This is a genomic window from Nocardia sp. NPDC006630 (assembly GCF_040611495.1).
Taxonomy (GTDB): Bacteria; Actinomycetota; Actinomycetes; order Mycobacteriales; family Mycobacteriaceae; genus Nocardia.
In genome coordinates this window covers 690,463-713,201 of sequence record NZ_JBEXOK010000003.1, presented here as the reverse complement: position 1 = coordinate 713,201, position 22,739 = coordinate 690,463, and the positions used below count along the sequence as shown (strand labels likewise).

At 66.0% G+C, this 22,739-nt stretch carries 23 protein-coding genes; 13 read left to right on the top strand and 10 right to left on the bottom strand.

The genetic code is table 11. The features are described from left to right. Nucleotides 1-26 precede the first annotated feature (26 nt). The 3 genes from ABZX86_RS11430 to ABZX86_RS11420 all read right to left on the bottom strand — a co-directional run bounded on the left by ABZX86_RS11430 (nucleotide 27) and on the right by ABZX86_RS11420 (nucleotide 1,896). The gene (locus tag ABZX86_RS11430; protein ID WP_355122436.1) at nucleotides 27-374 is read right to left on the bottom strand and encodes a hypothetical protein; all 348 of its coding nucleotides are present in this window, start codon (nucleotides 372-374) and stop codon (nucleotides 27-29) included. Between the two features lie 95 nt (nucleotides 375-469). Then, a complete protein-coding gene (locus ABZX86_RS11425; protein WP_355122434.1) occupies nucleotides 470-1,120 on the bottom strand; it encodes a LysE family translocator in 651 nt (216 codons plus the stop codon). A 29-nt stretch (nucleotides 1,121-1,149) separates the two neighbouring features. Then, the gene (locus ABZX86_RS11420) at nucleotides 1,150-1,896 is read right to left on the bottom strand and encodes an SDR family oxidoreductase (RefSeq protein ID WP_355122432.1); all 747 of its coding nucleotides are present in this window, start codon (nucleotides 1,894-1,896) and stop codon (nucleotides 1,150-1,152) included. Nucleotides 1,897-1,956: 60 nt separating this feature from the next. Between ABZX86_RS11420 and ABZX86_RS11415 the strand changes: the two genes are divergently transcribed. After that, nucleotides 1,957-2,310 carry a helix-turn-helix domain-containing protein gene (locus tag ABZX86_RS11415; RefSeq protein ID WP_355122430.1) on the top strand — a complete coding sequence of 118 codons (354 nt, stop codon included), beginning with the start codon at nucleotides 1,957-1,959 and terminating at the stop codon, nucleotides 2,308-2,310. Between the two features lie 8 nt (nucleotides 2,311-2,318). Here ABZX86_RS11415 and ABZX86_RS11410 read toward each other — a convergent pair whose 3' ends face one another. After that, nucleotides 2,319-4,325, bottom strand: coding sequence for an APC family permease (locus tag ABZX86_RS11410; protein ID WP_355122428.1), 2,007 nt, complete (start codon nucleotides 4,323-4,325; stop codon nucleotides 2,319-2,321). A gap of 173 nt (nucleotides 4,326-4,498) precedes the next feature. Here ABZX86_RS11410 and ABZX86_RS11405 point away from each other — a divergent pair, with 173 nt between their 5' ends. Further along, nucleotides 4,499-5,275: a GntR family transcriptional regulator gene (locus ABZX86_RS11405; RefSeq protein WP_355122426.1), complete on the top strand. Its 777-nt coding sequence runs from the start codon at nucleotides 4,499-4,501 to the stop codon at nucleotides 5,273-5,275. Nucleotides 5,276-5,352: 77 nt separating this feature from the next. Here ABZX86_RS11405 and ABZX86_RS11400 read toward each other — a convergent pair whose 3' ends face one another. Then, nucleotides 5,353-5,661, bottom strand: a complete 309-nt coding sequence (locus ABZX86_RS11400; protein ID WP_327140178.1) for a hypothetical protein — start codon at nucleotides 5,659-5,661, stop codon at nucleotides 5,353-5,355. A gap of 137 nt (nucleotides 5,662-5,798) precedes the next feature. Continuing rightward, nucleotides 5,799-5,975 (bottom strand): hypothetical protein, encoded by a 177-nt coding sequence (locus ABZX86_RS11395; RefSeq protein WP_355122424.1) that lies wholly within the window; start codon nucleotides 5,973-5,975, stop codon nucleotides 5,799-5,801. Between the two features lie 495 nt (nucleotides 5,976-6,470). Between ABZX86_RS11395 and ABZX86_RS11390 the strand changes: the two genes are divergently transcribed. Then, nucleotides 6,471-6,707 (top strand): DUF397 domain-containing protein, encoded by a 237-nt coding sequence (locus ABZX86_RS11390; RefSeq protein WP_327140176.1) that lies wholly within the window; start codon nucleotides 6,471-6,473, stop codon nucleotides 6,705-6,707. A gap of 85 nt (nucleotides 6,708-6,792) precedes the next feature. Next, nucleotides 6,793-7,677: a helix-turn-helix transcriptional regulator gene (locus ABZX86_RS11385; RefSeq protein WP_355122422.1), complete on the top strand. Its 885-nt coding sequence runs from the start codon at nucleotides 6,793-6,795 to the stop codon at nucleotides 7,675-7,677. A gap of 116 nt (nucleotides 7,678-7,793) precedes the next feature. On the opposite strand, the gene ABZX86_RS11380 is transcribed toward ABZX86_RS11385, so the two are convergent. Both ABZX86_RS11380 and ABZX86_RS11375 read right to left on the bottom strand, forming a co-directional pair. Then, complete coding sequence (locus ABZX86_RS11380; protein WP_297621562.1) at nucleotides 7,794-8,042, bottom strand: hypothetical protein; 249 nt, start codon at nucleotides 8,040-8,042, stop codon at nucleotides 7,794-7,796. A gap of 308 nt (nucleotides 8,043-8,350) precedes the next feature. Then, on the bottom strand, nucleotides 8,351-8,587 hold the full coding sequence (locus ABZX86_RS11375; protein ID WP_355122420.1) for a hypothetical protein: 237 nt from the start codon (nucleotides 8,585-8,587) through the stop codon (nucleotides 8,351-8,353). A gap of 232 nt (nucleotides 8,588-8,819) precedes the next feature. Between ABZX86_RS11375 and ABZX86_RS11370 the strand changes: the two genes are divergently transcribed. After that, entirely contained in the window at nucleotides 8,820-9,653 is an 834-nt protein-coding gene (locus tag ABZX86_RS11370; protein ID WP_355122418.1) for an acyl-CoA thioesterase domain-containing protein, read from the top strand. Between the two features lie 424 nt (nucleotides 9,654-10,077). Next, the gene (locus ABZX86_RS11365) at nucleotides 10,078-11,373 is read left to right on the top strand and encodes a lipase family protein (protein WP_355122416.1); all 1,296 of its coding nucleotides are present in this window, start codon (nucleotides 10,078-10,080) and stop codon (nucleotides 11,371-11,373) included. A 78-nt stretch (nucleotides 11,374-11,451) separates the two neighbouring features. Here the strand turns inward: ABZX86_RS11365 and ABZX86_RS11360 are convergent, their stop codons facing one another. Next, nucleotides 11,452-13,002, bottom strand: coding sequence for an acyl-CoA carboxylase subunit beta (locus tag ABZX86_RS11360; protein WP_355122414.1), 1,551 nt, complete (start codon nucleotides 13,000-13,002; stop codon nucleotides 11,452-11,454). Nucleotides 13,003-13,162: 160 nt separating this feature from the next. Between ABZX86_RS11360 and ABZX86_RS11355 the strand changes: the two genes are divergently transcribed. The 3 genes from ABZX86_RS11355 (at nucleotide 13,163) to ABZX86_RS11345 (ending at nucleotide 18,988) form a co-directional block, all read left to right on the top strand. Then, a complete protein-coding gene (locus tag ABZX86_RS11355; protein WP_355122412.1) occupies nucleotides 13,163-14,539 on the top strand; it encodes an AarF/ABC1/UbiB kinase family protein in 1,377 nt (458 codons plus the stop codon). Nucleotides 14,540-14,617: 78 nt separating this feature from the next. After that, nucleotides 14,618-17,800: a carboxyl transferase domain-containing protein gene (locus ABZX86_RS11350; RefSeq protein WP_355122410.1), complete on the top strand. Its 3,183-nt coding sequence runs from the start codon at nucleotides 14,618-14,620 to the stop codon at nucleotides 17,798-17,800. Nucleotides 17,801-17,842: 42 nt separating this feature from the next. Beyond that, entirely contained in the window at nucleotides 17,843-18,988 is a 1,146-nt protein-coding gene (locus ABZX86_RS11345) for an acyl-CoA dehydrogenase family protein (RefSeq protein WP_355122408.1), read from the top strand. A 1-nt stretch (nucleotide 18,989) separates the two neighbouring features. Here ABZX86_RS11345 and ABZX86_RS11340 read toward each other — a convergent pair whose 3' ends face one another. Next, nucleotides 18,990-19,604: a TetR family transcriptional regulator gene (locus tag ABZX86_RS11340; RefSeq protein WP_355122406.1), complete on the bottom strand. Its 615-nt coding sequence runs from the start codon at nucleotides 19,602-19,604 to the stop codon at nucleotides 18,990-18,992. Between the two features lie 110 nt (nucleotides 19,605-19,714). Here ABZX86_RS11340 and ABZX86_RS11335 point away from each other — a divergent pair, with 110 nt between their 5' ends. The 4 genes from ABZX86_RS11335 to ABZX86_RS11320 are packed head-to-tail and all read left to right on the top strand — an operon-like array spanning nucleotide 19,715 to nucleotide 22,467. Next, nucleotides 19,715-20,941, top strand: a complete 1,227-nt coding sequence (locus tag ABZX86_RS11335; protein ID WP_355122404.1) for an alkane 1-monooxygenase — start codon at nucleotides 19,715-19,717, stop codon at nucleotides 20,939-20,941. Further along, a complete protein-coding gene (locus ABZX86_RS11330) occupies nucleotides 20,941-21,147 on the top strand; it encodes a rubredoxin (protein WP_355122402.1) in 207 nt (68 codons plus the stop codon). The genes ABZX86_RS11335 and ABZX86_RS11330 overlap by 1 nt, the downstream gene beginning before the upstream one ends. Further along, nucleotides 21,137-21,322 carry a rubredoxin gene (locus tag ABZX86_RS11325; protein WP_355122400.1) on the top strand — a complete coding sequence of 62 codons (186 nt, stop codon included), beginning with the start codon at nucleotides 21,137-21,139 and terminating at the stop codon, nucleotides 21,320-21,322. The genes ABZX86_RS11330 and ABZX86_RS11325 overlap by 11 nt, the downstream gene beginning before the upstream one ends. After that, complete coding sequence (locus tag ABZX86_RS11320) at nucleotides 21,319-22,467, top strand: FAD-dependent oxidoreductase (protein WP_355122398.1); 1,149 nt, start codon at nucleotides 21,319-21,321, stop codon at nucleotides 22,465-22,467. Before ABZX86_RS11325 ends, ABZX86_RS11320 begins: the two co-directional genes overlap by 4 nt. The last annotated feature ends 272 nt before the right edge of the window (nucleotides 22,468-22,739 follow it).

The window sequence follows — 22,739 nt, the reverse complement described above, 5'->3', positions numbered from 1 at the left end:
GGAGGTGCCCGGTGTGAACCGTTGGATCAGCCCGCGCCGCCCGCGATGCTCAGATAGATGACCATGGTGGTGAACAGGAACCACCCGGCGCCCTGCCAGATCGTCCACGGCCGCGCCGCCCGCCATTCCTGGAAGGTGATGACAAACGCGCCGAGACCGCCGAGCAGCAGCACAATGGCCGGTCCCAGGGCGACGGCGAGACGTGCGGCGGAATCGCACATCAGCGAGGCGTTCAGGCACTGCGGTCGCGAGGCGGCCCACACCAGGGCCAGCGCGACCACCATGCCCGTGAGAATCAGGACCGCCACCACATAGCGCACCGCACGCCGCAGTGTGGGCGGATCGTTCCAGCTCCTGCCGACGTCGTCGACCATGCCCGCACCTCCTCGCCGCCGTAGTGCCCGCTCGAACCCGCGGTTACCCACAAACATAGGCCCGTGCCGAAGGCGCCCGGCTGTCCGAGGTCGGCTCAGCGCGCCTCGGCCGCGAGACCGAGGCCCAGCCCCAACAGTACGGCGGCCAGCGCCCGCTCGACCCGCTGCCGGATCGCAGTGCGCCGCAACCAGGCTCCCGCCCGCTCGGCGGCCAGTACGACGCCCACACACCACAGGGTGTCGATGACGAGCTGAATCACCGCCAGCACCACCACGGTGGTCAGCACCGGGCCGTCGCTGGGCAGGAATTGCGGCAGAATCGTCAGCCCGAAGACGGCGGCCTTCGGATTGGCGGCAATGGAGACGAGCGCGGCGCGGAAGGCGGCGGCAGGGGTGCGGCCGCGCGGCAGCGCCGAGGTCAGCGCCGCCCCGAACGCGTCCTCGGCCGTGGATCGGCGGGCGCCGCGCCAGGCTTGAATGCCGAGCCAGATGAGCACCACCGCGCCCAGGACGTGGATGGCCAGGCTCAGCATGCGGTTGGCGATCAGTAGCGCGGACAACCCCGCGCCGCCGGCCATCGTCCACCCGAAGACGCCGATCTCATTGCCGGCCACCGCCGCCAACCCGGCCCCGCGGCCGTCGCGCACGGAACGCTGCAGGAACAGCGCGGTGGCGGGGCCGGGCAGCGCGGCCAGAATCAGGCAGGCGAGCAGGAAGGCGGGAAGGACGTGGACCAGGTGCGGCATCGAATGATGCTGTCACGCAGCCGCGGTGCTCACCAGCTGTTTTCCGCGGCGGGCAGCGCGAAGTCCCGGCCGCCGACGTACACGGTGTGCCCGGGCGCGGTATCGGCGGTTGTCGCATCGGCGACAGCGGTGGCGAATTCCTCGACCGTCGGCAGCGAGCCGTGTTCGCGTCGCGCGGTCACCGCATCCGGATCGCGGCGTTCCAGCAGCCGCACGATGATCGTGCCGTCGATCATATCGCCGGAGACGACCGTGAAACCGATTCCGCGACTGTCGAATTCGGGGATCATCTCACGCAGTGCATCCTCCCCGGCACGCTTGCTCGCGGCGATCGGCTCATACCCGGTGGGCACCGGGCGGGTGGCGGAGAAGTGCGCCTGATGACTGGTGACGAAGACAATGCGCCCGCCCGCCGGGAGGTGTTCGAGTGCGAGCCGCGCCAGCCGGGTCTGCGCATCGCGATTGAGCCGCATGGCGTACTCGGGTGCGGCATCGCGCTCGAGCCCGCCGGAGGCATTGAGCACCAGCACATCCAGCCGCCCGAACTCGCCGACCGTCGATTCGATGAGCGCTCGTGCGCTGTCCGGGTCGGCGATATCCGCACCGGCCACCGAGGCGCTGCCGCCCGCGGCGGCGATATCGGCCGCGATCACTTCCGCGCGCTTGCGCTTCTCCCGATAGTTGACGACCACGTGGTCCCCGCGTGCCCCCAGCACCCGTGCGGTCTCCGCACCGATGCCGCGAGATGCACCGGTAACCAACACGATTCGCTGCATGTCCAGTCCTTCCGGCCCTGATCGAACGCTTCTGATTCAGAACCACTATGGTAGTTCGAAATGAGAAGCGCAAGGCAACCCGCGGTGGGCAAGAGCCGCGCCCAGCACTCGGCAGCACCCTTGCTCGCCGCCATGGACCTGCTCGGACAGCGCTGGATGCTGCGCGTGATCTGGGAACTCGAACCCGGTCCGCTCGGCTTCCTGGAACTGCGCAGGCGCATGGGCAATTGCTCGTCGAGCATGCTGTCGGTGCGCATGCAGCGGCTGCAGGAGGCGGGCGTGGTGGTCAAGAAGCCGGACAAGTCCTACGAATTGACCGAGGCCGGAACTGAACTCGGGCAGGCGCTGGAACCGCTGTGGCAGTGGTCGCAGCGATGGGGCGCGGATCTCGAGGGCGCCGCCGGCGATGCGTAGGGCGGGATTCAGGCGTGGTCGCCGGGACCGGTGATGCCCCGCCGCACCTCACCCGCGCGATGCTCCATCGCCTGGAAGTCGCGGTTTCGCGAGGACTGCAGCTGGAAGGGCACGCTGGTCACCATGACGCCCGGTTCGAAGAGCAGCCGCGCCTTGAGCCGTAGCGAACTCTGATTGTGCAGCAGGTTCTCCCACCAGCGGCCCACCACGTACTCCGGGATGAAGACGCTGACCACATCGCGCGGGCGGGATCGGCGCTGGCGCTTGATCTCCTCCACGACCGGGCCGGTGATCTCGCGATACGGCGATTCGATGACCTTGAGCGGGATGCCCACATGGTTGCGATCCCAGGCGTCCGCTAGCCGGCGGGTATCGGACTCGTCGACATTGACGGTGACGGCGGTCAGCGTGTCCGGCCGGGTCGCGCGGGCGAACTGGATGGCCCGGTGGGTCGCCTTGTGCCAGCCCGAAACCAGCACCAGGGCATGCACGCGGCCGGGCAGGGTCTCCAGATCGTCCGGGTCGATATCCAATTCGGCCCGCACCGCCGTGTAGTGCCGGTGGATGAGCCACATGATGGCCACCAGAATCGGCATGGCGATGACCACCAGATACGCGCCGTGGGTGAACTTGGTGACCATGACGACCACCAGCACCACGCCGGTGAAGCACGCGCCGAAGGCGTTGATGGCCCGGGCACGGTGGATGCGCAGGCGGTCCGCTCTGCTCTGCTCCGAACGCAATTCGCGGTTCCAGTGCCGCACCATGCCGATCTGGCACAGCGTGAAGGAGGTGAACACCCCCACGATGTAGAGCTGGATCAGCCGCGTGGTCGACCCATGGAACGCGTAGATCAGAATCCCGGCGACGACGGCCAGCAGGATGATGCCGTTGGAGAAGGCCAGCCGGTCGCCGCGGGTGTGCAACTGCCGCGGCATATAGCGGCGTTGCGCCAGAATCGAATTCAGCAGCGGGAAGCCGTTGTACGCGGTATTGGCGGCCAGCACGAGAATGAGCGCGGTGGTCACCATGAGGTAGTAGAAGATGATGCTGTGCCCGCCGAAGACCGCGGCGGTGATCTGCGCGATGACGGTTTTCTGCGCGTCGTTGTGGCAGTCGCCCGGGAAACCGATGAGATCGCAGGCATTCTCGGTGACCTTGGTCTTGGTGATCATGGCCAGTGCGGTGACACCGGTGAACATGACGATGGCGATGACGCCCATGGCCGTCATGGTGCGGGCCGCATTGAGCGCCTTGGGTTTCCGGAAGGCGGGCACACCGTTCGAAATGGCCTCCGCGCCGGTGAGTGCGGTACAGCCGGAGGAGAAGGCGCGCAGCAGCAGGAAGGCCAGACCGGCGGTGGAGAGTCCGACCTGCTCGGCATGAATCTGATAGTGCGCGCTCTCGGCGACCGGGGTGTGGCCGAGCAGCATCTCGCCGAACCCGAACACGATGAGCACCAGCACGCCGATGATGAATCCGTAGGTGGGGATGGCGAACAGTCGACCGGATTCGCGCACGCCGCGCAGATTCATGGCCGTGAGGAAGGCGATGAAGGCGAGATTGATCGCGACCCGATACGGATTCAGGTCCGGGACCGCGGAGATGATGTTGTCGACACCGGCCGCGACCGAGACAGCCACCGTCATGACGTAGTCGACCAGCAGCGCCGCCGCCACGACCAGACCGGGCAGTGCGCCCAGATTCTCCGCCACCACCTCGTAGGAGCCGCCGCCGGAGGGGTACGCCTGCACCACCTGCCGGTAGGACAGCGCCACCACCGCGAGCAGCACGACCACGCCACCGGCCACCAATGGCGTGAAATGCAGATAGCTCAGCCCACCCAGGGTGAGAATGAGCAGGATCTCCTGGGTCGCATAGGCCACCGACGACAGCGGATCGCTGGCGAAAATGGGCAGGGCCAGCCGTTTCGGCAGCAGTGTCTCGCCGAGTCGATCGCTGCGAAACGGTCGCCCGAGAACAAGTCGTTTGGCGACATCGATCGGTGAAACCACGGTGGCTGAGCCTAAGCGGGAAATCCTGACGAACCGGTGCGCACGCCGTATGGATTCCGTAAAGATGCATGGAATCGCGGTGCTTCTTCTTGCGAGCTCCGAGACTTGTGCAGTTGTCCGACTAACCACATACACTGTCTGGGACGTGAACCAGATTCAGGAGAGGTGACACGATGGGTGACCGGACGGTCGTCGCCGACGTTGCAGACGAGTTGGCGCGCCGCGTGGCATCCGGGCAGTACACGCCCGGTGGCCTCATGCCGTCCGTTCGACAGGTCGCGGACGAGTTCGACCTGAATCGTGCGACAGCGCAACTGATTCTGGGACGGCTGGAGTCGTACGGATTCGTGGATGCGCATCGCGGCAAGGGATTCGTGATCCGCGATGTGCGCGCCGAGGGCGGTGTGGATGTGTACCGGCGACTGTTCCGGCTCTCCATGCCGGAGCCCGAACTGGCCGCCGATATGTTCGGCAATATCGTCGAGGAGGAGCGCGGCATCGCGCTGGAGGCCCTGCTCGCCTACACCGGCAGCGATCGCGGTATCGATCCTGGTGAATTCAAGGCCGATATCGACGAGCTGGAAACCCTTGCGCGCAGCGCGGATCCGGACCAGTACCGCATGCTGCGCATCGAACTGGGCCTACTGCGCCGGATGCTGACGGCGCTCGGGCATGTCATGCAGCGCGCGGTCCTCAACTCCATCGGTGAGATGGTGCTCGAGGTGCCGGAGGCGGTGCAGGCCTACTTCGCGGTCTCGCCGGATCTGCATGTGCTGGTCTGGCGCGCCCTGGTCGCGGTGTGGGAATCGGACAATGGGCCGAGTGAGGCGCAGCTGGCGCTGTTCGAGGACCTGTTCGGGCTCTACCACCAGAAGGTGGTGGCGCGATTCGAGGAGCTGGTGGGTACCACCGGCCTCGAAGAGGAGACCGTGCACGCCGCCACGGCGTAGTGGATTCGGCAGCACGGCGTCGTGGATTCGGCGGCGCGGGCTGCGGTTTCGGCCGGTCTTGTCTGAGACGACGGCGCCTACTGTCCGATGACGGCATTCATAATGGTGCCCGCGCTCGTGGCGATGATGCCGCCGATCAGCGCGCCCGCTATCTGCTTCGGGGCGGTGAGCGAGCCGCCGTTCCACTTCTCCCAGGCGAACTTGCCGCCGGCGAAGATGATGGCGAGAACCCCTGCCAGTAGTACGAACCAGGTGAAGTAGCGAACCAGCCGCATCAGCTTGTCCGCCACCGGCGGTGTCTCGGGCGTGGGGTTGCCCAGCTGGGCCAGGACGCTCTGGGTGAGCAGGTGCTGAGTGAGCACTTCGTGGGCAGCAGTCAGAATCATCTTGGCGCACTTCCACGAGAGGACGGGTTTCTCTATCCGGAGTACCCGCCCGGTGCCGTGTTGCGCAAGGGGAAGAATTCAGTTGCCGCACACAGGAATCAGCTGTGCGCCGGAATCACCTCAGCCGTGCACCGCGGTCAGTCGACGTCGTTGTCCGCCGAAAGGTATGCCACCGCAGCGAGATACTGCCGGCAGGCGAAGTGCTGATCGTGCACACGCAACAGGGCGCGCGCCTTGCGATAGTTGAGACTGCGCGGTTCGTTCTCGCAGCCGTCACCGGAGATATCGGTGCTGTGGGCGAGCATCTGTGTCATGGGATGCCTCTTGCCGAGGGGAAATGGTTCTCCTGAGTGTATGAGGGTGAAAGAGGCAGATGCAAGTACATCTGCACGGTCGAACACTCGTGTCGGAGGGGTTTCGTCCGTTTCGGTGTTGTTGTGGCGCCAGGGATTACGCGCCGGACCGCCGGCGTCCGGAATATCCGCATCGGGGCCTGTGTTCCGCCCCAGCGTTTCCCGCGGCCCGGAGGTTCGCCAGGTATTGCCCGTTGGTAGATAGCCAGCCGAAATGCCTTGGTAAATAAGACCTACCGGTACGTAATGTCAGATTTTCTTCACAACTTCGCAGCGCAAGATCGCTGAACAAGATCAAACCTGTTGTGTTGCAAAGGATATGCCCGATTTATGCCATCGATAGCGGGCTACCCGCGTGCTATCGTCGTTCTTGCGGTTGCAACTGCAAGAACATTTGGCCGAACATTTGCAAGTACTGGACCACCGTCTGCGGGCGGTACTGGCAAGGAGTCTGAAATGATGGAAATCCCGGCAACCCATCTCGACATCAACCCCAACGAACTCTCTTGGCGCAAGAGCACTTTCAGCAACCCCAGCGGTAACTGCGTGGAACTCGCGAAACTGGCGAACGGCGAGGTAGCCATGCGGAACTCACGGGACCCGGAAGGATCGGTGCTGGTCTACACCCGCCCCGAGATCGAATGCTTCCTGCTGGGCGCCAAGAGCGGAGAGTTCGACGATTTGGCGTTCTGAGCGGTAGCATTGGCAATCGGCGCGGTGGTACGCGACGTGCGGTTGTGGCCCACTGCCGGCAAATCCGAGCATCGGAGTGGACCCCATGATCGCAGAACCCGTTCCTCACGGTCGGGCGAATTCCGCTGTCGTAGACCGTGGCCCGACCGCACTGCGTATTGCAGTGGGCGGGCAGCTACGAAAGCTGAGGGAGCTCAACGGCATCACCCGGGAGGCCGCGGGTGAGCACATCCGTGGTTCCCACGCCAAGATCAGTCGCCTGGAACTCGGGCGAACCGGATTCAAGGAACGCGATATCCGGGATCTGTTGAGCCTCTATCACGTCGACGATCCCGGCGAGCGCGAGCAGTTCCTCGATCTGGTCCGCAAGGCCAATGAACCAGGATGGTGGCATCGCTACAGCGACCTGCTGCCACCCTGGTTCGAGACCTATCTAGGCCTGGAATACGCGGCCAAGTCCATCAGGACCTATGAGGGCCAACTGGTTCCGGGTCTGCTGCAAACAGCTGATTACGCGCGCTCCATCGTCGCTCTCGGTCATGATGAGGACGGTGAGCGGCGCGTATCGCTGCGTCGGCACCGTCAAGAACTGCTGACCCGCCCGAGCGCGCCCAGCTTCTGGGCCGTGCTGGACGAGGCGGTCCTGCATCGCCCGGTCGGCGGTGCAGCCGTTTTGCGTGAGCAGATCAATCAGCTGATCGAGATGTCGCAGCTGCCCAACATCACCATTCAGGTGCTGCCCTATTCGGCCGGCGGGCACGCCGCCGCGGGGAGCTCGTTCACCATGCTGCGATTCGCCGAGGCCGAGCTGCCCGACATCGTGTACCTGGAGCAGCTGACCAGCGCCCTGTACCTGGATCGCCGGCAGGATCTGGAACTCTACCGCCAGGTCATGGATCAGTTGAGCGTCCAGGCGGAGCCGCCGGAGCGGTCCCGCAAACTTCTGGAGAAGATAGCTGCCGAGCTGTGAGTTGAGATTCCAGCCCGCTTCGGCGGGCTGGTTCAACCGGTTCGAGAGTCGGTTCGAGACAAGGCTGCGGGGCCCCCGTAAAGGGGGCCCCGTTAGCTTGTGGCGGGTTATTCAGTTCATTGCCTGATGAAGCTGGAGGCGATACGCCAGAAGGCTTCTGGCTGCATCACGTGCAGATCCCAGTCATTCACCATCGCATGCGCGGTGGCAACTATTCGCTCGATATCAAAATCGTATCGAGTCGCCGCTCCGGTCGATTCGACCTGGTCAATGACGAAAGCGGTTGCAGTCTCATGTGAATATGACTGCTCCGGCTGGGTTCTTTCGGCAAACCCGAGTCGGCTGAGGTTGATCGGCTGATTCATAGAACGCCCCTGATGCCAAGCCGAGGGTTAAAACCGATGGCGCGGAATCGCCGGTGATCCACCGCTCGGCTCCCTGGTTGTCCCCTACGGTGCCTTGCACGATGAGTCTATGACCGTGCTCCGCGCAGATGCAAGTGCATCTGTAACCTCGAATATGAAGGGCCAGCAGCGATTTCGGCTTGCTAAAAGTTTGCGAGCTAACTTTTTCGGGGCAGTTTCCAGGGCTCTTTCCGGCCCATGGCCCGGCTGCGCTCAGAGTGCCTCATTCGCGGCGCTCAGGGCGCCTCATTCGCTGCGCTCAGTGCGTGTCACTCCCCGTTGCAGCGGGCGCGGTGCTGTTTGCGCACACAATCGCGATTGTGTTCGGCCACCACGAGTGTGATGCCGAGTGCCAGGCACAGCCCGCTGACCGCAGCGCCCAGGAACGCCAGCATGGCGAAACCGTAGCCACCGATGGTCAAAGTCAGTGCCATCGAGACGATTCCGATGGCAGCCAGTGTCAGTCCCGGCGAATTGCCGGACGGGTCGTCGATCGTGGCAGGCATCATCGCCACCCTTTCCGCCCTGCCCTTCAAGGCTGATAAACCGTGGGATACCCGTCGGAGCAGACGGTCAATCCGTGCCACGGCGGTGATGGTCCCGAGATGGCGCCGTGGGAAATGACATGCTGTGGGAAATGACACGGGCCGCTGGGCGGGCGTCGCATTGAAACGGGTTCTAGCTGTGTGTTAGGTCTGGGAGCAGTGGATTGATCGATTGACTTGGACAGGTGGACCCGTGGTGGATGTGCCGGCGTATTTCGATGTGGTGGACGGCGGGTTCGAGGCGACGCGTTTCGCGGCCAGTCAATGGTCCTCGGCGCAGGTGGTGGGCCCCGCGATCTGTGGCCTGATGGCACGGCAATTGGAGCTCGAGCACGCCACCGACGGTTTTGTGCCGGTGCGGCTCACCGTGGACATGTTCAGCGCGGCCCGTTTCGAGCACACCACCATGCCCACTGTGCGGGTCCGGGACGGTAAGCGGATCCGGGTCGCCGATGTGTCGGTGGTGCAGGGCGGCAAGGTGGCGGCGCGTGCCTCGGTGGTGCTGTTGCAGCCGTCGGAGCAGCCGCCCGGGCAGCTGTGGCAGCGCGAGTTCCAGCCGCAGCCGCCGTCGCTGGAGATCGCGCCGACCACCTCGCTGCCGCAGGTGCCGCTGTTCAACAGCGATGCGAATCCGGGTGAATGGTCGTCCGTGCCCACCGCGCACGAGAACAATGCGCGCAAACGCACCTGGCAGAACCCGATTCGGGTGGTGACGGGGGAGGAGCTGTCGCCCTTCCAGCGTGCGGCCATGGTCGGCGAGGCGACCAGCATGATGACCAACTGGGGTGATGCGGGCATCGGCTTCATCAATACCGATATGACCCTGGCACTGTCGCGGATGCCGCAGGCCGGGCAGATCGGCGTCGAGGCCGACAGCCATATCAGTGATCGCGGTATGGCCGTCGGTGTGGCCACGCTGTTCGACCGTGCGGGCGCCTTCGGCAGCTGCATGGTGACCTCGGTATCCAATGCCGGGCGGCAGATCAGCAGTGCGCAACTCGACGCGGTCATGAACGCGCGCGCCTGACCGGAACCTCGGCGGGCGCCGGAGACGGCGCAGATCGGGGGTGGGACCGAGACTGTTTCGATCCCGCCGATCCGCTACGGGAAGCACATGCGGCGACGGATACTCGTCAGGTGGCCTGTTACGGGTTGACCACAATGCTCGACGACTCGCCGGGTGCGGGGTGAGTCCGGGGCAGGTGCGATCGTGGGAACAGGCGTTCGACATCCACATGACCGGGGGATCGGTCAAAGGAGATCGGCACGGACTGGTCTCGATGTGGACTCGAACAGACTACGTCGGAGTGTCGCAGGTGGGCGCCCGTCTAGGCTCGCCAGGTCCGCTGAGCTACTGATCCTGTGGGGGTGTTGTGCTCCGTTGTCTGCGAATCGTCGCTGCCGCCTTGATGATAGGCGGATTTGCCGGCGTTGCGCATGCGCAACCGCCGGTGCAGCAGCCGTCCGGTGCGCCGATTTCGGGGCTGCTGCCCGCGTTTCAGCAATTTGTCGAGGCAGTCGTACCGCCGCCGCCGCTGCCCGATGCGCCCGCGACGCCGCTGGTGGACAGCGGCGGGCTGTCGCCGCAGCTCGCAGCCCTGCGCGCGGCGACGCTGCCGTCTCCGATCGGTGATGCGTTCATCGACGACTGGCCGGCCAACCTGGACGATTTCAGTGCCGGGCAGCTGATCCAGTGGCGTGATGTGACCGCTACCGCCGCGCCCGCCGTGATCGCGCCGGTGGTTCAGGTGGTGCAGTTGAAGTATCGGACCACCGATTCGCACGGCGCGCCGTCCTATGCCATTGCGTCACTGGTGATTCCGACCGGCGCCTGGACGGGCCCGGGGGAGCGGCCGGTGGTGGTCAATCTGCTGCCCATCAATGGGCTCGGGCGCACCTGCAATCCGAGTTACACAATGGTGCACGGCTTTTCGGATGCGACCAACCTCTCGGAGTACCTGCCGCCGGCCACCCAGCTGCCGCTGCTGCGCGGATACGCGGTGCTGATTCCCGATCACGAGGGTCCGCGGATGGCCTATGCCGAGCCGTTCGTGGCCGGGCACGCGGTGCTGGACTCGATTCGCGCGATGCGCGGGTCCATGCCGAAGCAGTTCGGGGACAGCCGATTCGGCCTGACCGGGTACTCGGGCGGATCCATCGCCGCCAAGGGCGCGGTGAAACTCATGTCGGACTACGCGCCGGAGCTCGCCGATGTGGTGGTCGGCGCGGCCATGGGCGGAGTGCCCGCCGATTACGAGATTCTCTCGCGCAGCATGAACGCGAATCTGGCCTCGGGGGTGTTCTTCGCCGCCACCTTCGCCATCGGCCGGGAGCGGCCGGAAATCCTGGCGCATATGAACAATCTCGCGCAGTGGATAGCGGTCGCGTACAAGAATCAGTGCATGTCCGCGTTCGGGCTACCCGGTGTGCTGCAGCTGCCGCTGGATGTCGCCGCCGATTTCCCGGACCCGCTGCACAGTCCGCTGGCGCAGGACATCTACCGCATCACCCGCATGGATGGGCGCAAATCGCCTGTGCCGCTGTATATCTACAATGGCGCGCAGGAGTTCTGGGTGCCCTCCGAAGGTGCGAAGAACCTCTACAAAGAACAGTGCGCCCTGGGTGTGCCCGCGGTGTATCGCAGCGTGCTCGGCGAGCACATCACCGCCGCCTTCACCGGATTCCCGGAGGCCATGCTGTGGCTCGACGCGCGATTGCGGGGCGAACCCGCGCCCAATGAATGCTGAACGCGCCCAACACATTCCGGAATATGAAGCTGCCCCCGGCCGCATCGGCCGGGGGCAGCTTCATACACGTGTGCCGATCTACATCGGGAACAGGTTGTGCTTACGCGGGTTCGGCTTGCGCACCGCGCCCTTGTCGCGCAGCAGCTGCAGCGCCTTGCGGATCTCCAGGCGGGTCGCCGAGGGCTCGATGACCGCGTCGATATAACCGCGCTCGGCCGCCGTCCACGGGGTGGCGACGGTGGCGTTGTAGAAGTCGATCATGCCCTGCCGCACCGCTTCCCGGTCCTCGGGTGCCGCGGCCTCTATCTGCCGCTTGCCGACGATCGGGATCATGGATTCCGCGCCCATGACCGCGAGCCGCGCGGTGGGCCAGGCCAGGCTGATATCCGCGCCGAGCTGCTTGCAGCCCATCACCGCGTAGCCGCCGCCGTACGCCTTGCGGGTCACGATGGTCACGATCGGCACAGTGGCCTCGATGAGCGCGCGGAACATGCGGCCGCCGCGCTTGATGACGTGATTGCGCTCCTCGTCCACGCCCGGCAGCACACCCGGGGTGTCGACCACATAGACCAGCGGGATATTGAACGCATCGCAGAGCCGGATGAAATGCGCGGCCTTGTCGGAGCAGGCCGCGTCCAGCGCGCCGCCCAGCACCAGCGGCTGATTGGCGATCACACCGATCGGACGGCCGTCGACACGCGCGAACCCGGTAATGAGATTTTCCGAAGTCTTGGCGCTGATCTCGTGGAACGCTCCGTCGTCGAAGATGCGCAGCAGGATGTCGTGCATGTCGTAGCCGACCTTGTCGGCATCGGGCATGAACTTGTCCAGCTCACGGTCATGATCGGTGAGCTCGGGCTCCAGGCCCGGATTCACGATCGGCGGCTGTTCGAGGCAGCTGGTCGGCAGGTAGCTCAGGTAGTCGCGCACCCACTGGAACGCTTCCGTCTCGGTCTTGGCGACGTGGTGGACGGTGCCGTTCTTCTCCAGCGCTCGGGCGCCGCCCAGCTCCTCGGCCGAGACCGACGCGCCGGTCACGGCCCGAATGACCTCCGGGCCGGTGACGAACATGTACGAATCCTCGGTGGCGACCAGGACATCCATATTGATGGGTCCGTACACCGAACCGGCCGCGCACTTGCCGAGCATGACGGCGACCATGGGCACATAGCCGGACAGGTCCTCCTGCAGGCGGCACATGATCGCGTACCAGGCCAGGGAGGCGACGCCGTCCTGAATGCGCGCGCCGCCGGAGTCGTTGATGCAGACCACCGGGCAGGCATTGTTGTAGGCGAAGTCCATCGCGGCGCGCACCCGGCGGCCGAACATCTCGCTGACCGAGCCGCCGTAGACGGTCTGATCGTGCGAGATCACCACGACCGGGCGGCCGTCGATATAGCCGCGGCCGGTGACCACGCCGTCGCCGTAGAAGGCATTGGAGTTGCCCGGCTGGCGGATGAGCGCGCCCATCTCGACGAAGGTGCCCGCGTCGAGCAGTATCCGTGCCCGTTCCCGGGCGCTGGGAATGCCCTTCACAAGTCTCTTCTGGATGCCCTTCTCACCGGAAGGTTCTTCGGCGATCTCCAGGAGCTTGCGCAGTTCTGCCAGCTTCTCCGCGGTACCCGTCATTACTTCGGTCTTGCCTTTCGCCTACATCAGGTGGAGCCGGATCACGACCCAGCCCGCCACGGTACCGTGCGCCACCCGTCCCTAACCACTGAACGGGTGGGTAACCTGCGCCGGGCACCACAGCAGACCGACCGGCTGGGACAGGGATACACTGCGGCGCGTGAGCTCACCGATGACTGTGCGAGCGGGGGCGCCCGAGGTGATCCGGCCGGATCTGGACACGTTCGGGTTCTCCGAAATGCGGCGAACGGTAATTGTCGGCGCGGTGCTGGGTGGATCGGTCACCCGCAGCGTGCTGCGTGGCGGACTGCGCAAGGCCAAGCGTAAACGCGCGGTGGCCGAGGGCGTGGTGAACGGTTTCGAATCGCTGGGCCCGATGTTCGTGAAACTCGGCCAGCTGATCGCCTCCTCGCCCGGCGCCTTCCCGCGCGAGCTGGCCGACGCCTGCCTGCGCTGCCTCGACGATATGGCGCCGTTCCCGTCCGCCGATGCGCGGTCGATCATCGAAGCCGATCTGGGCAAGCCGATTTCCGAGCTCTTCCGGTCGTTCGAGGATGAGCCGCTGTCCGCCGCGTCCATCGCCCAGGTGCACGCCTGCGTGCTGCACGACGGCCGTCCCGCCGTGGTGAAGGTGCAGCGTCCGGAGATCGGCCGCCGCATGATCGTGGATCTGCGCGCCGCGATGCGGCTGGCGCGCACCATGGAGAAGCGTTCGGAGAATGCCCGCGTCGCCAATACCCAAGGCGTGGTGCGTGATCTGTACGAGGCGACCGTCGCGGAGCTGAACTTCCTCATCGAGGCCGATAACCAGACTCGCGCCCGGGAGAACCTGGCGGCGTTCGGTGACAATACCAATGTTGTTGTCCCCGAGGTCTATTGGGAACTGTGCGGCCCTCGTGTGCTCTGCATGGAGCGCATGCGCGGTATGCCCCTGGACCGCTTCGACGATATCCGCGCCGTCCATCCCGATCCGGAACTGCTCATCCGCCGCCTGGTCAAGGCGTGGATGGAAAGTGTTGCGGTACACGGTCTCTTCCACGGTGACGTGCACGCCGGCAACCTCTGGCTGCTCGACGACGGCCGCGTGGCCATGCTCGACTTCGGCATTGTCGGCCGCATGGAGACCGAATGGCGTGAGTTCGTCCGCGCGCTGTTCTACGCCAGCTCCATCGACAACGATTTCCGCCCCGTGGCCCGCGCCCTCCGCAAACTCGATATGGTCACCGACGACAGCGGCGACGACGCCACCATCGGCCGCCAGCTGGCGGTTGCGCTGGGCCCCGTCCTGTCCGGCAGCCTCGACAAACTCGACCTCGGCGTCGTCTCGGCCCGTCTCCTGGAATTCGGCAAACGCCGCGGCGCCTCCGGCCCGCAGCAGCTCATCCTCATGGGCAAACAACTCGGCTACTTCGAGCGCTACGCCGTAGCCCTCGCCCCCGGCTGGAAACTGGGCCGTGACCTCTTCCTGTTCCGCAATGTCTTCCCCGAAGAGGTAGCCGCCAAGCTCGCCGCCGAAGGCACCGAACTTCCCGACTGAGGTCCGACTCGATCCCCGCGAAGACGTGGGTCAGCCCTACCTTCGACGATCACCGGGGTTACGGGTAAAACTGGCGGCATGCACATCGTTGTGGTGAACCGTGGGGAAGTGGCTGTCCGGGTGGTGCGGACCGCGCGGGAGAGCGGGTTCGCGACGCTGGCGGTGTACACCGACGATGAGGCCGGGGCCCTGGTGGTGCGGCTGGCCGATGATGCGGTGCGGCTGGCCGGGAGTGGGGCGGCCGCGTATCTCGGTATCGGTGAGGTGGTGCGGGCGGCCCGGAAGGCGGGGGAGGGCGCGCTGGTGCATCCGGGGTATGGGTTCCTCAGTGAGAGTGCGGAATTCGCGGAGGCCTGTGCGGCGGCGGGACTGGTGTTCGTCGGGCCGCAGGTGGAGGTGCTGCGGCTGTTCGGGGACAAGGTCGCGGCGCGGGCGGCGGCAGAGCGGGCGGGGGTGCCGGTATTGCCGGCGACGGGGAGTGTGGCCACGCCGGAGGAGATCGTCGAGCTGCTTGCCGCGCATCCGGGCGGGGTCATGGTGAAGGCCGCGGCCGGTGGCGGTGGGCGCGGTATGCGGGTGGTGCGGGATCCGGCGCAGGTGGCGGAGGCGTTCGAGCGCTGCCGGTCGGAGGCGCTGGCGGGGTTCGGTGATGATGCCGTGTATGCCGAGGCGCTGGTGAGCGCGGCTCGGCATATCGAGGTGCAGATCGTCGCGGACGGCGTGCGCGCGGTGGCGGTGGGGGATCGCGACTGCAGTGTGCAGCGGCGCCAGCAGAAGCTGGTGGAGATCGCGCCCGCGCCGAATCTTGGTGCGGGACTGCGGGAGCGGCTGCACGGGCAGGCGGTGCGGCTGGCCGAATCGGTGGGCTGCCGCGGTGTGGTCACGGTCGAATTCCTGGTCAGCGGTGAGGACTCCTGGTTCCTCGAGGTGAATCCGCGACTGCAGGTGGAACATACGGTCACCGAGGAGGTGACCGGGCTGGATCTGGTGGCGATCCAATTCGAATTGGCGCAGGGCCGCACGCTCGCCGAGCTGGAGCTGACGGCGACCGCTCCGCGCGGGTATGCGGTACAGGCGCGGGTGAATGCCGAAATCGTCACGGCCGGTGGGGATGTGCTGCCCAGTACCGGAATACTTACCCAGTTCGCTGCCCCGACCGGTGTGGGCGTGCGCGTGGATACCGCCGCATTCGGCGGCATGCGGCAGGGCGCCGATTTCGATTCCCTGCTGGCGAAGGTCATTACGCGCGGATCGTCGTATCCGGCCGCACTGCGGCGCGCGGCCGACGCCTTGGCCGAGACCGTGATCGCCGGCATCGAAACCAATCTCGCGGTGCAGCGGGCGGTGCTCGATGAGCTGAGCACTGCCGGTACGGTGCCGACCTCCTGGTTCGAACAGCGTATGAGCGAATTGGTCTCCCGGGCAGCGGATTACGCTCCGGCCCTCGTGCACGTCGCGGAGGTGGATCAGCCTGCGGCGGCCGCCGCCGATCTGGCGGAGGGGGAGCAGGCGCTGCGCTCGCCGATGGGCGGCACCGTGGTCACTGTGGTGGAGCCGGGCACGCTCGTGGCCGCCGGCGCCGAGGTGGCGGTCCTCGAGGCGATGAAGATGCAGCACGTGGTGCGTGCCGGGCAGCCGCTGCGGGTGCTGCGCCCGCTGGTCGGACCGGGCGATGTGATCGATCCGCACGCACCCCTGCTCGTCTGGGCGGAGGCCGATCACGCGGGTGAATCGGTGGAAAGTGAAGCGGTGGACCTGGATTCGATTCGGCCCGATCTCGCCGAGGTGCTCGACCGGCATCGGATCGGGCTCGACGAATCCCGTCCGCAGGCGGTAGCCAAACGGCACCGCCTGGGCCGCCGCACCGCACGGCAGAACATTGCCGATCTGGTGGATGACAATAGTTTCGTCGAATACGGCGCGCTGGCGGTCGCGGCCCAGCGCTTGCGCCGCAGTCCCGGGGATCTGATCGCGAACACTCCGGCCGACGGTCTGATCGGCGGCGTCGCCACCGTGAATTCCGATCACTTCGGCGCGGACGCGACCCGGGTCGTTGTCATGTCCTACGACTACACGGTGCTCGCCGGCACCCAGGGTATGCGCAATCACGCCAAGACCGATCGCATGCTGGAACTGGCTGCCGCCCAGAAACTTCCGGTCATTTTCTTCACCGAGGGCGGCGGCGGGCGTCCGGGCGATACCGACTACGCGGGCATCTCCGGGCTCGATGTCACCACCTTTCGCGCCATGGGCGCGCTCTCCGGCCGGGTCCCGCTGATCGGCATCGTGTCCGGTCGCTGCTTCGCCGGCAACGCGGCGCTGCTGGGCATGTGTGATGTCGTGATCGCCACCCCCGACGCGAATATCGGCATGGGCGGTCCCGCCATGATCGAGGGTGGCGGCCTGGGCGTCTACGCCCCCGAGGACATCGGCCCGATCGAGGTGCAGCGCCGAAATGGCGTGGTGCACATTGTCGCCGCCGACGAGACGGAGGCGGTGGCCATCGCACGCCGCTACCTCGCGTACTTCCAGGGCGCCGAATCCGAATGGGCCGCACCGGATCCGCGACTGTCCCGTCACGTGGTCCCGGAGGACCGGCTGCGCGCCTTCGATATTCGCGCCGCCATCGAATCCGTCGCGGACACCGGCTCGGTCCTGGAACTGCGCCGCGACTGGGGCATCGGTGTGGTCACCGCCCTGATTCGCGTGCACGGCCGCGCCTTCGGCCTGATCGCCAATGACTGCCACCATCTGGGCGGCGCCATCGACGCCCCCGCCGCCGATAAGCTCAGCGCCTTCCTGCGCCTGTGCGACGCACACGGCCTGCCTGTCGTATCACTCTGCGACACTCCGGGTTTCATGGTCGGCCCGGAAGCTGAAACGCAAGCCACCGTCACCAAGTTCAGCCGCCTGTTCATCGACGCGGCGGCCTTGTCGGTGCCATGGGGCACCATCATCCTGCGTAAGGGCTACGGGCTGGGGGCACAGGCGATGGCAGCGGGCTCCTTCCGCGCCCCGCGTTTCGTAGTCGCCTGGCCCACCGGTGAAATCGGCGGCATGGGCCTGGAAGGCGCAGTCCGCCTGGGCTTCGCCAAGGAACTCGCCGCCATCGAGGACCCGCTCGAACGGCAGACCGCCTTCGACAACCTGGTGAAACTGGCCTATGCCAATGGCAAGGCCCTGACCGCCGCCACCGTCCTGGAACTCGACGACGTCATCGACCCGGCCGATACCCGTCGCTGGATCGAGACATTGAGGTAGTGCCGCAGCGTTACTCTCGTTCTATCGACGAAGGAGCGCGGCGTGAACTACAGCAGCGAGCATCAGCAATTCCGGGCCACGGTGCGCCGGTACGTCGAGCAGAACATCAATCCGCACGTCGACGAGTGGGAACGCGCCGAGATGATGCCGCTGCACGAGATCTTCGCGGATATGGCGAAACTCGGCATGCTCGGCCTGGAATACGATCCGGCGTACGGCGGCCAGGGTGCGGATCACCTGTTCACCATGGTGCTGTGCCAGGAGATGGGCCGTGTGGCGGCCGGGTCGTTCCCCATGGCGTTCGGTGTGCAGGTGGCGATGGCGACACCCTCACTGCACGAACACGGCAGTGATGAGCTCAAGCTGGAGTATCTGGCGCCCGCCATGCGCGGCGAAATGGTCTGCGGCGTAGCGGTCACCGAACCGGAGGCGGGTTCCGATGTCGCCGGTATCCGCACCCACGCCCGCCGCGACGGCGACGACTGGGTGATCAACGGCTCGAAGATGTTCATTACCAATTCCGTTCAGGCGGACTGGCTCTGCACCCTGGTGCGCACCTCCGACGAGGGCGGCTACCGCGGGATGAGCCAGATCATCGTGCCCACCGCCACTCCCGGTTTCAGCGTCGCCAAGAAGCTCGACAAGCTCGGCATGCGCGCCTCCGATACCGGCCTGCTCACCTTCGACGATGTGCGAGTTCCGGTGCGCAACACCATCGGTGCGATCGGCCGCGGCTTCCAGCAGCAGATGTCGCAGTTCGTCATGGAGCGCATGTTCGGCTCCTACGGCGCACCCATCAGCTGCGCCCTGCAACTGGAGCTCACCCGCGACTACGCCCGCCGGCGCACACTCTTCGGCCAGCCCCTGACCGCCAACCAATACCTGCAATACACCTACGCCGAACTGGCAGCCCGCGTGGACATGCTGCGCGTCTACACCGAATCCATTGCCGAGCAATACATGTCCGGCACCGACGTCACCCGCATGGCCACCATCGCCAAACTGGAAGCCGGCCGCCTCACCCGCCAGGTGGTCGACTGGTGCCTCCAAATCCACGGCGGCATGGGCTATATGGAAGAAACCTGGACCGCCCGCGCCTTCCGCGACAGCCGCCTCCTCAGCATCGGCGGCGGTGCGGACGAGGTCATGCTCCGCGTCCTGTCCATGATGGACGGCTTCACCGCCTGACCTAGTCGCCGATGAGCGCGGGGGCGATGGTGCTCGCGATGACGGCACCGATCTGATCCACCGCTCGCTCGATCGAGCCGGTCGGTTGGAACAGGTGGCTGAGAGCAAGGCGGACAAGGGTTTCCGTCAGCGCGGCCAGTTCGGTGTCGGGGAGTGACGCGAGTTCGTATTGGGCACGGATCATGGCGGCGACGGCGTCGATCGCGCGCCCGAGCACGGGTTCGGGTTCGGTCATCAGGACCGGGAGCAGCGCGGTGTCCGGGGCGGTTCGGCCGGCGAGCACGGCTTTGAGCAAGGTGTTGTCCGCGCCGGTGCGCAGGGTGAATTCGACGGCCTGACGCAGGCCGGCCACCACATCGTCCGGGTGGACGGCGAGGCTGTCGGCGATGCCGATCAGGAAGGTGTCGACCTCCTGCTGGATGACGACCTCGGCGAGTTCGTGTTTGTTGCCGAACTCCTTGTACATGACCGGGCGGCTGACGCCCACCTCCTTGGCCAGGCGGGACATGTTCACTGCGCCCCAGCCTTCGGCGCAGACGATCCGCCGTGCGGTGTCGATGATCCGTTCGCGCAGGAGTTGGCGCATCTCGGTCTGGAAATTCGGCGCTTCAGCCACGATCCGATGGTACATGAGCTCGTCTTTCGTCTCGCCCGTTGACAATCGTCATTGAAGTGTATCTACTGAATACACTTCGTCAAGAAGTGTAAATGCCAAGGAGATCGACAATGACGACGTCTCGAATCAGTGAACCGGCCCCCGTAGCCCCGCCGCCGCAGTGGCGTGACCGCAAGCGCTACCTGTGGCTCTTCGGCCTGGTCGCACCGACCGCCCTCTTTCTGGCCACCGGCCTGGTCTGGGCCTTCGACGAGCTGGGCTGGCAGGCCGTGGCACCGGTGTGGTGGTGGATCGGCCCACTCCTGGTCTACGTGCTGCTGCCGCTGCTGGATCGCTTCTTCGGCCCGGACGGCCAGAACCCGCCGGACGAGGTGATGGAGTGGCTGGAGAACGACCGCTACTACCGGTACTGCACCTACGCCTACATCCCGTTCCAGCTGCTGAGCCTCGGATTCGCCTGCTACCTCTGGACGGCCACCGACCTGTCCTGGCTCGGCATCGACGGCGGCCTGGGTCTGGTTTCGAAGATCGGCCTGGCGCTGAGCATCGGCGTGGTCGGCGGCGTCGGTATCAATACCGCGCACGAACTCGGCCACAAGAAGGACGAATTGGAGCGCTGGCTGTCGAAGATCACGCTCGCCCAGACCTTCTACGGCCACTTCTACATCGAGCACAATCGCGGCCACCATGTGCGCGTCGCGACGCCGGAGGATCCGGCCAGCTCCCGCTTCGGCGAATCCTTCTGGACCTTCCTGCCGCGCAGCGTGGTGGGGAGTCTGCGCTCCTCGTGGGAGCTGGAGGCGGCGCGCCTGCGGCGACTGGGTAAGCGGCCGTGGACGATCCACAATGACGTGCTCAATGCCTGGCTCATGTCGGTGGTGCTGTGGGGCGTGCTCGCGGCGGTCTTCGGCCCGATCGTGCTGCCGTTCCTGGTCCTGCAGGCGGTATACGGCTTCGCCCTGCTGGAGACAGTGAACTACCTCGAGCACTACGGCCTGCTGCGTCAGCGCACCGCCAGTGGTCGCTATGAGCGCTGCACCCCCGAGCACAGCTGGAACTCCGACCACATCGTCACGAATATCTTCCTGTACCACCTGCAACGGCACAGCGATCATCACGCGAACCCGACCCGTCGGTATCAGACATTGCGCAGTATGGACGGTGCGCCGAACCTGCCCAGCGGGTACGCCTCCATGATCGGTCTGGCTTACTTCCCGCCACTGTGGCGCCGGGTCATGGACAAGCGGGTGGTGGCGCACTACGAGGGCGATATCACCCGCGTGAACATCCAGCCGAGCAAGCGTGACCGCGTGCTGACCCGGTACGGAGCCCGGTGATGGCCGCCTACCGTTGCCCGGTCTGCGACTACGTCTACGACGAGTCGAAAGGCGCACCGCGGGAGGGCTTTCCGGCGGGCACCCCGTGGTCCGCGGTCCCCGACGACTGGTGCTGCCCCGACTGCGGCGTCCGGGAGAAGCTCGACTTCGAATCCACCGCGGTCGCCACCGGCCCCGATCGAACAGGACGCGATCATGACCACTGATTACAAGCTCTTCCGCTGCCTGGTGTGCGGATTCGAATACGATGAGGCGCTCGGCTGGCCCGAGGACGATATCGCCCCCGGTACCCGCTGGGCCGATATCCCCGAGGACTGGTCCTGCCCCGATTGTGGTGCGGCCAAAGCGGATTTCGAGATGGTCGAGGTCAGTCGCTCGTGACTCAGCGAATCGTGATCGTGGGTGCCGGGGTGGCCGGCGCCACCGCGGCCAAGACACTGCGCAGCTCCGGTTACTCCGGTGAGATCGTGCTGCTGGGCGCGGAGGGCAGCCAGCCGTACCGGCGGCCCATGGTCTCGAAGGAACTGCTGGCCGGGACCGCGGTCGAACGGCGAATGCTGTTGGAGGCGGCGGACTTCTGGTCCGCGCAGGATATCGACCTGCGGACCGGAACGGCCGTCCGCGGGATCGATGCCGGACGCGCCCGGGTGCATATGACCGATGATTCCGAGATCGACTATGACGCACTGCTTCTCGCGACCGGAGCTCGCCCGCGCCGACTGCCGGGCGTCGGGCTGGGTGCGCACACACTGCGCGGCCGAGGCGATATCGCGCCGATCCGCGCGGCCATCGATGACGGATCGCTGCTCATCGTCGGCGCCGGGCTCATCGGATGTGAGGTCGCCGCGACCGCCGCCGGTCTCGGCGCGCAGGTGACCGTGGTGCACGCCGGACCGACTCCGCTGGACCGCGTCGCACCCGAGACCATCGGCGAGTTCTTCCGAAAGCTGCACGCGGACAATGCGGTCGAGATCCACACCGATGTGGTGCTGACCGATATCGAGGATGTCGCCGACGGGGTGCTCGCGACCGCGGCCGACGGCCGCCGGTGGACCGCCGGCGCGGCGCTGATCGCCATCGGCGCGGTTCCCGAGACCGCTCTCGCCGACGCGGCGGGAGTAGCGGTGGCCGACGGCATTCTCGTCGACGAGGACTATCGCACCTCGATTCCCGGGATATACGCCGCCGGTGATGCGGCCGCACGATTCGATCCCGAACTCGATGCGTATGTGCGAGAAGAACATTGGAACAGCGCACAGGCGCAGGGCGCGGCGGCGGCGAAGGCGATGCTCGGAGTGGCGCCCGACCGTGCGCAGGTGCCGTGGGGCTGGTCTACGCAGTACGGCCTGAATCTCCAGTTCGCGGGCCGCATTCGGCCGGGGGACGAACTCGAGGTACGGGGTGTGCCCGGCACTCCCGATATCGCGGTACTGGGCCGGCGCGGCGGCCGGATGACCGGTGCGGTGGCCATTGGCCGTCCCGCTGATATTCGCGCGGCACGCGAACTGATCGGTGCACGGGGCTAATTGCTCGCAAAAGTGAAATGCCGTCGAATCAATTCAAATTGATTCGACGGCATTGCCGTTTGCCAAGCCATTGCTCGACGCCGTTCGTAGTGAACGGCTATTAGTGTCTGAGTCGCGCATTCTGCCCCAGACCTGGCCACTTGGTCAAGCATTCGAGTGAAACCAGTGAAGACTGACACGTCAGTCCGAAAGCTGTATTACTGTCTCGGTCAGTCGGCAGCGGTCGAACAAGGGGACCGGTCGGCAGTGACCAGTAGTGGCAGTGGGGTGGT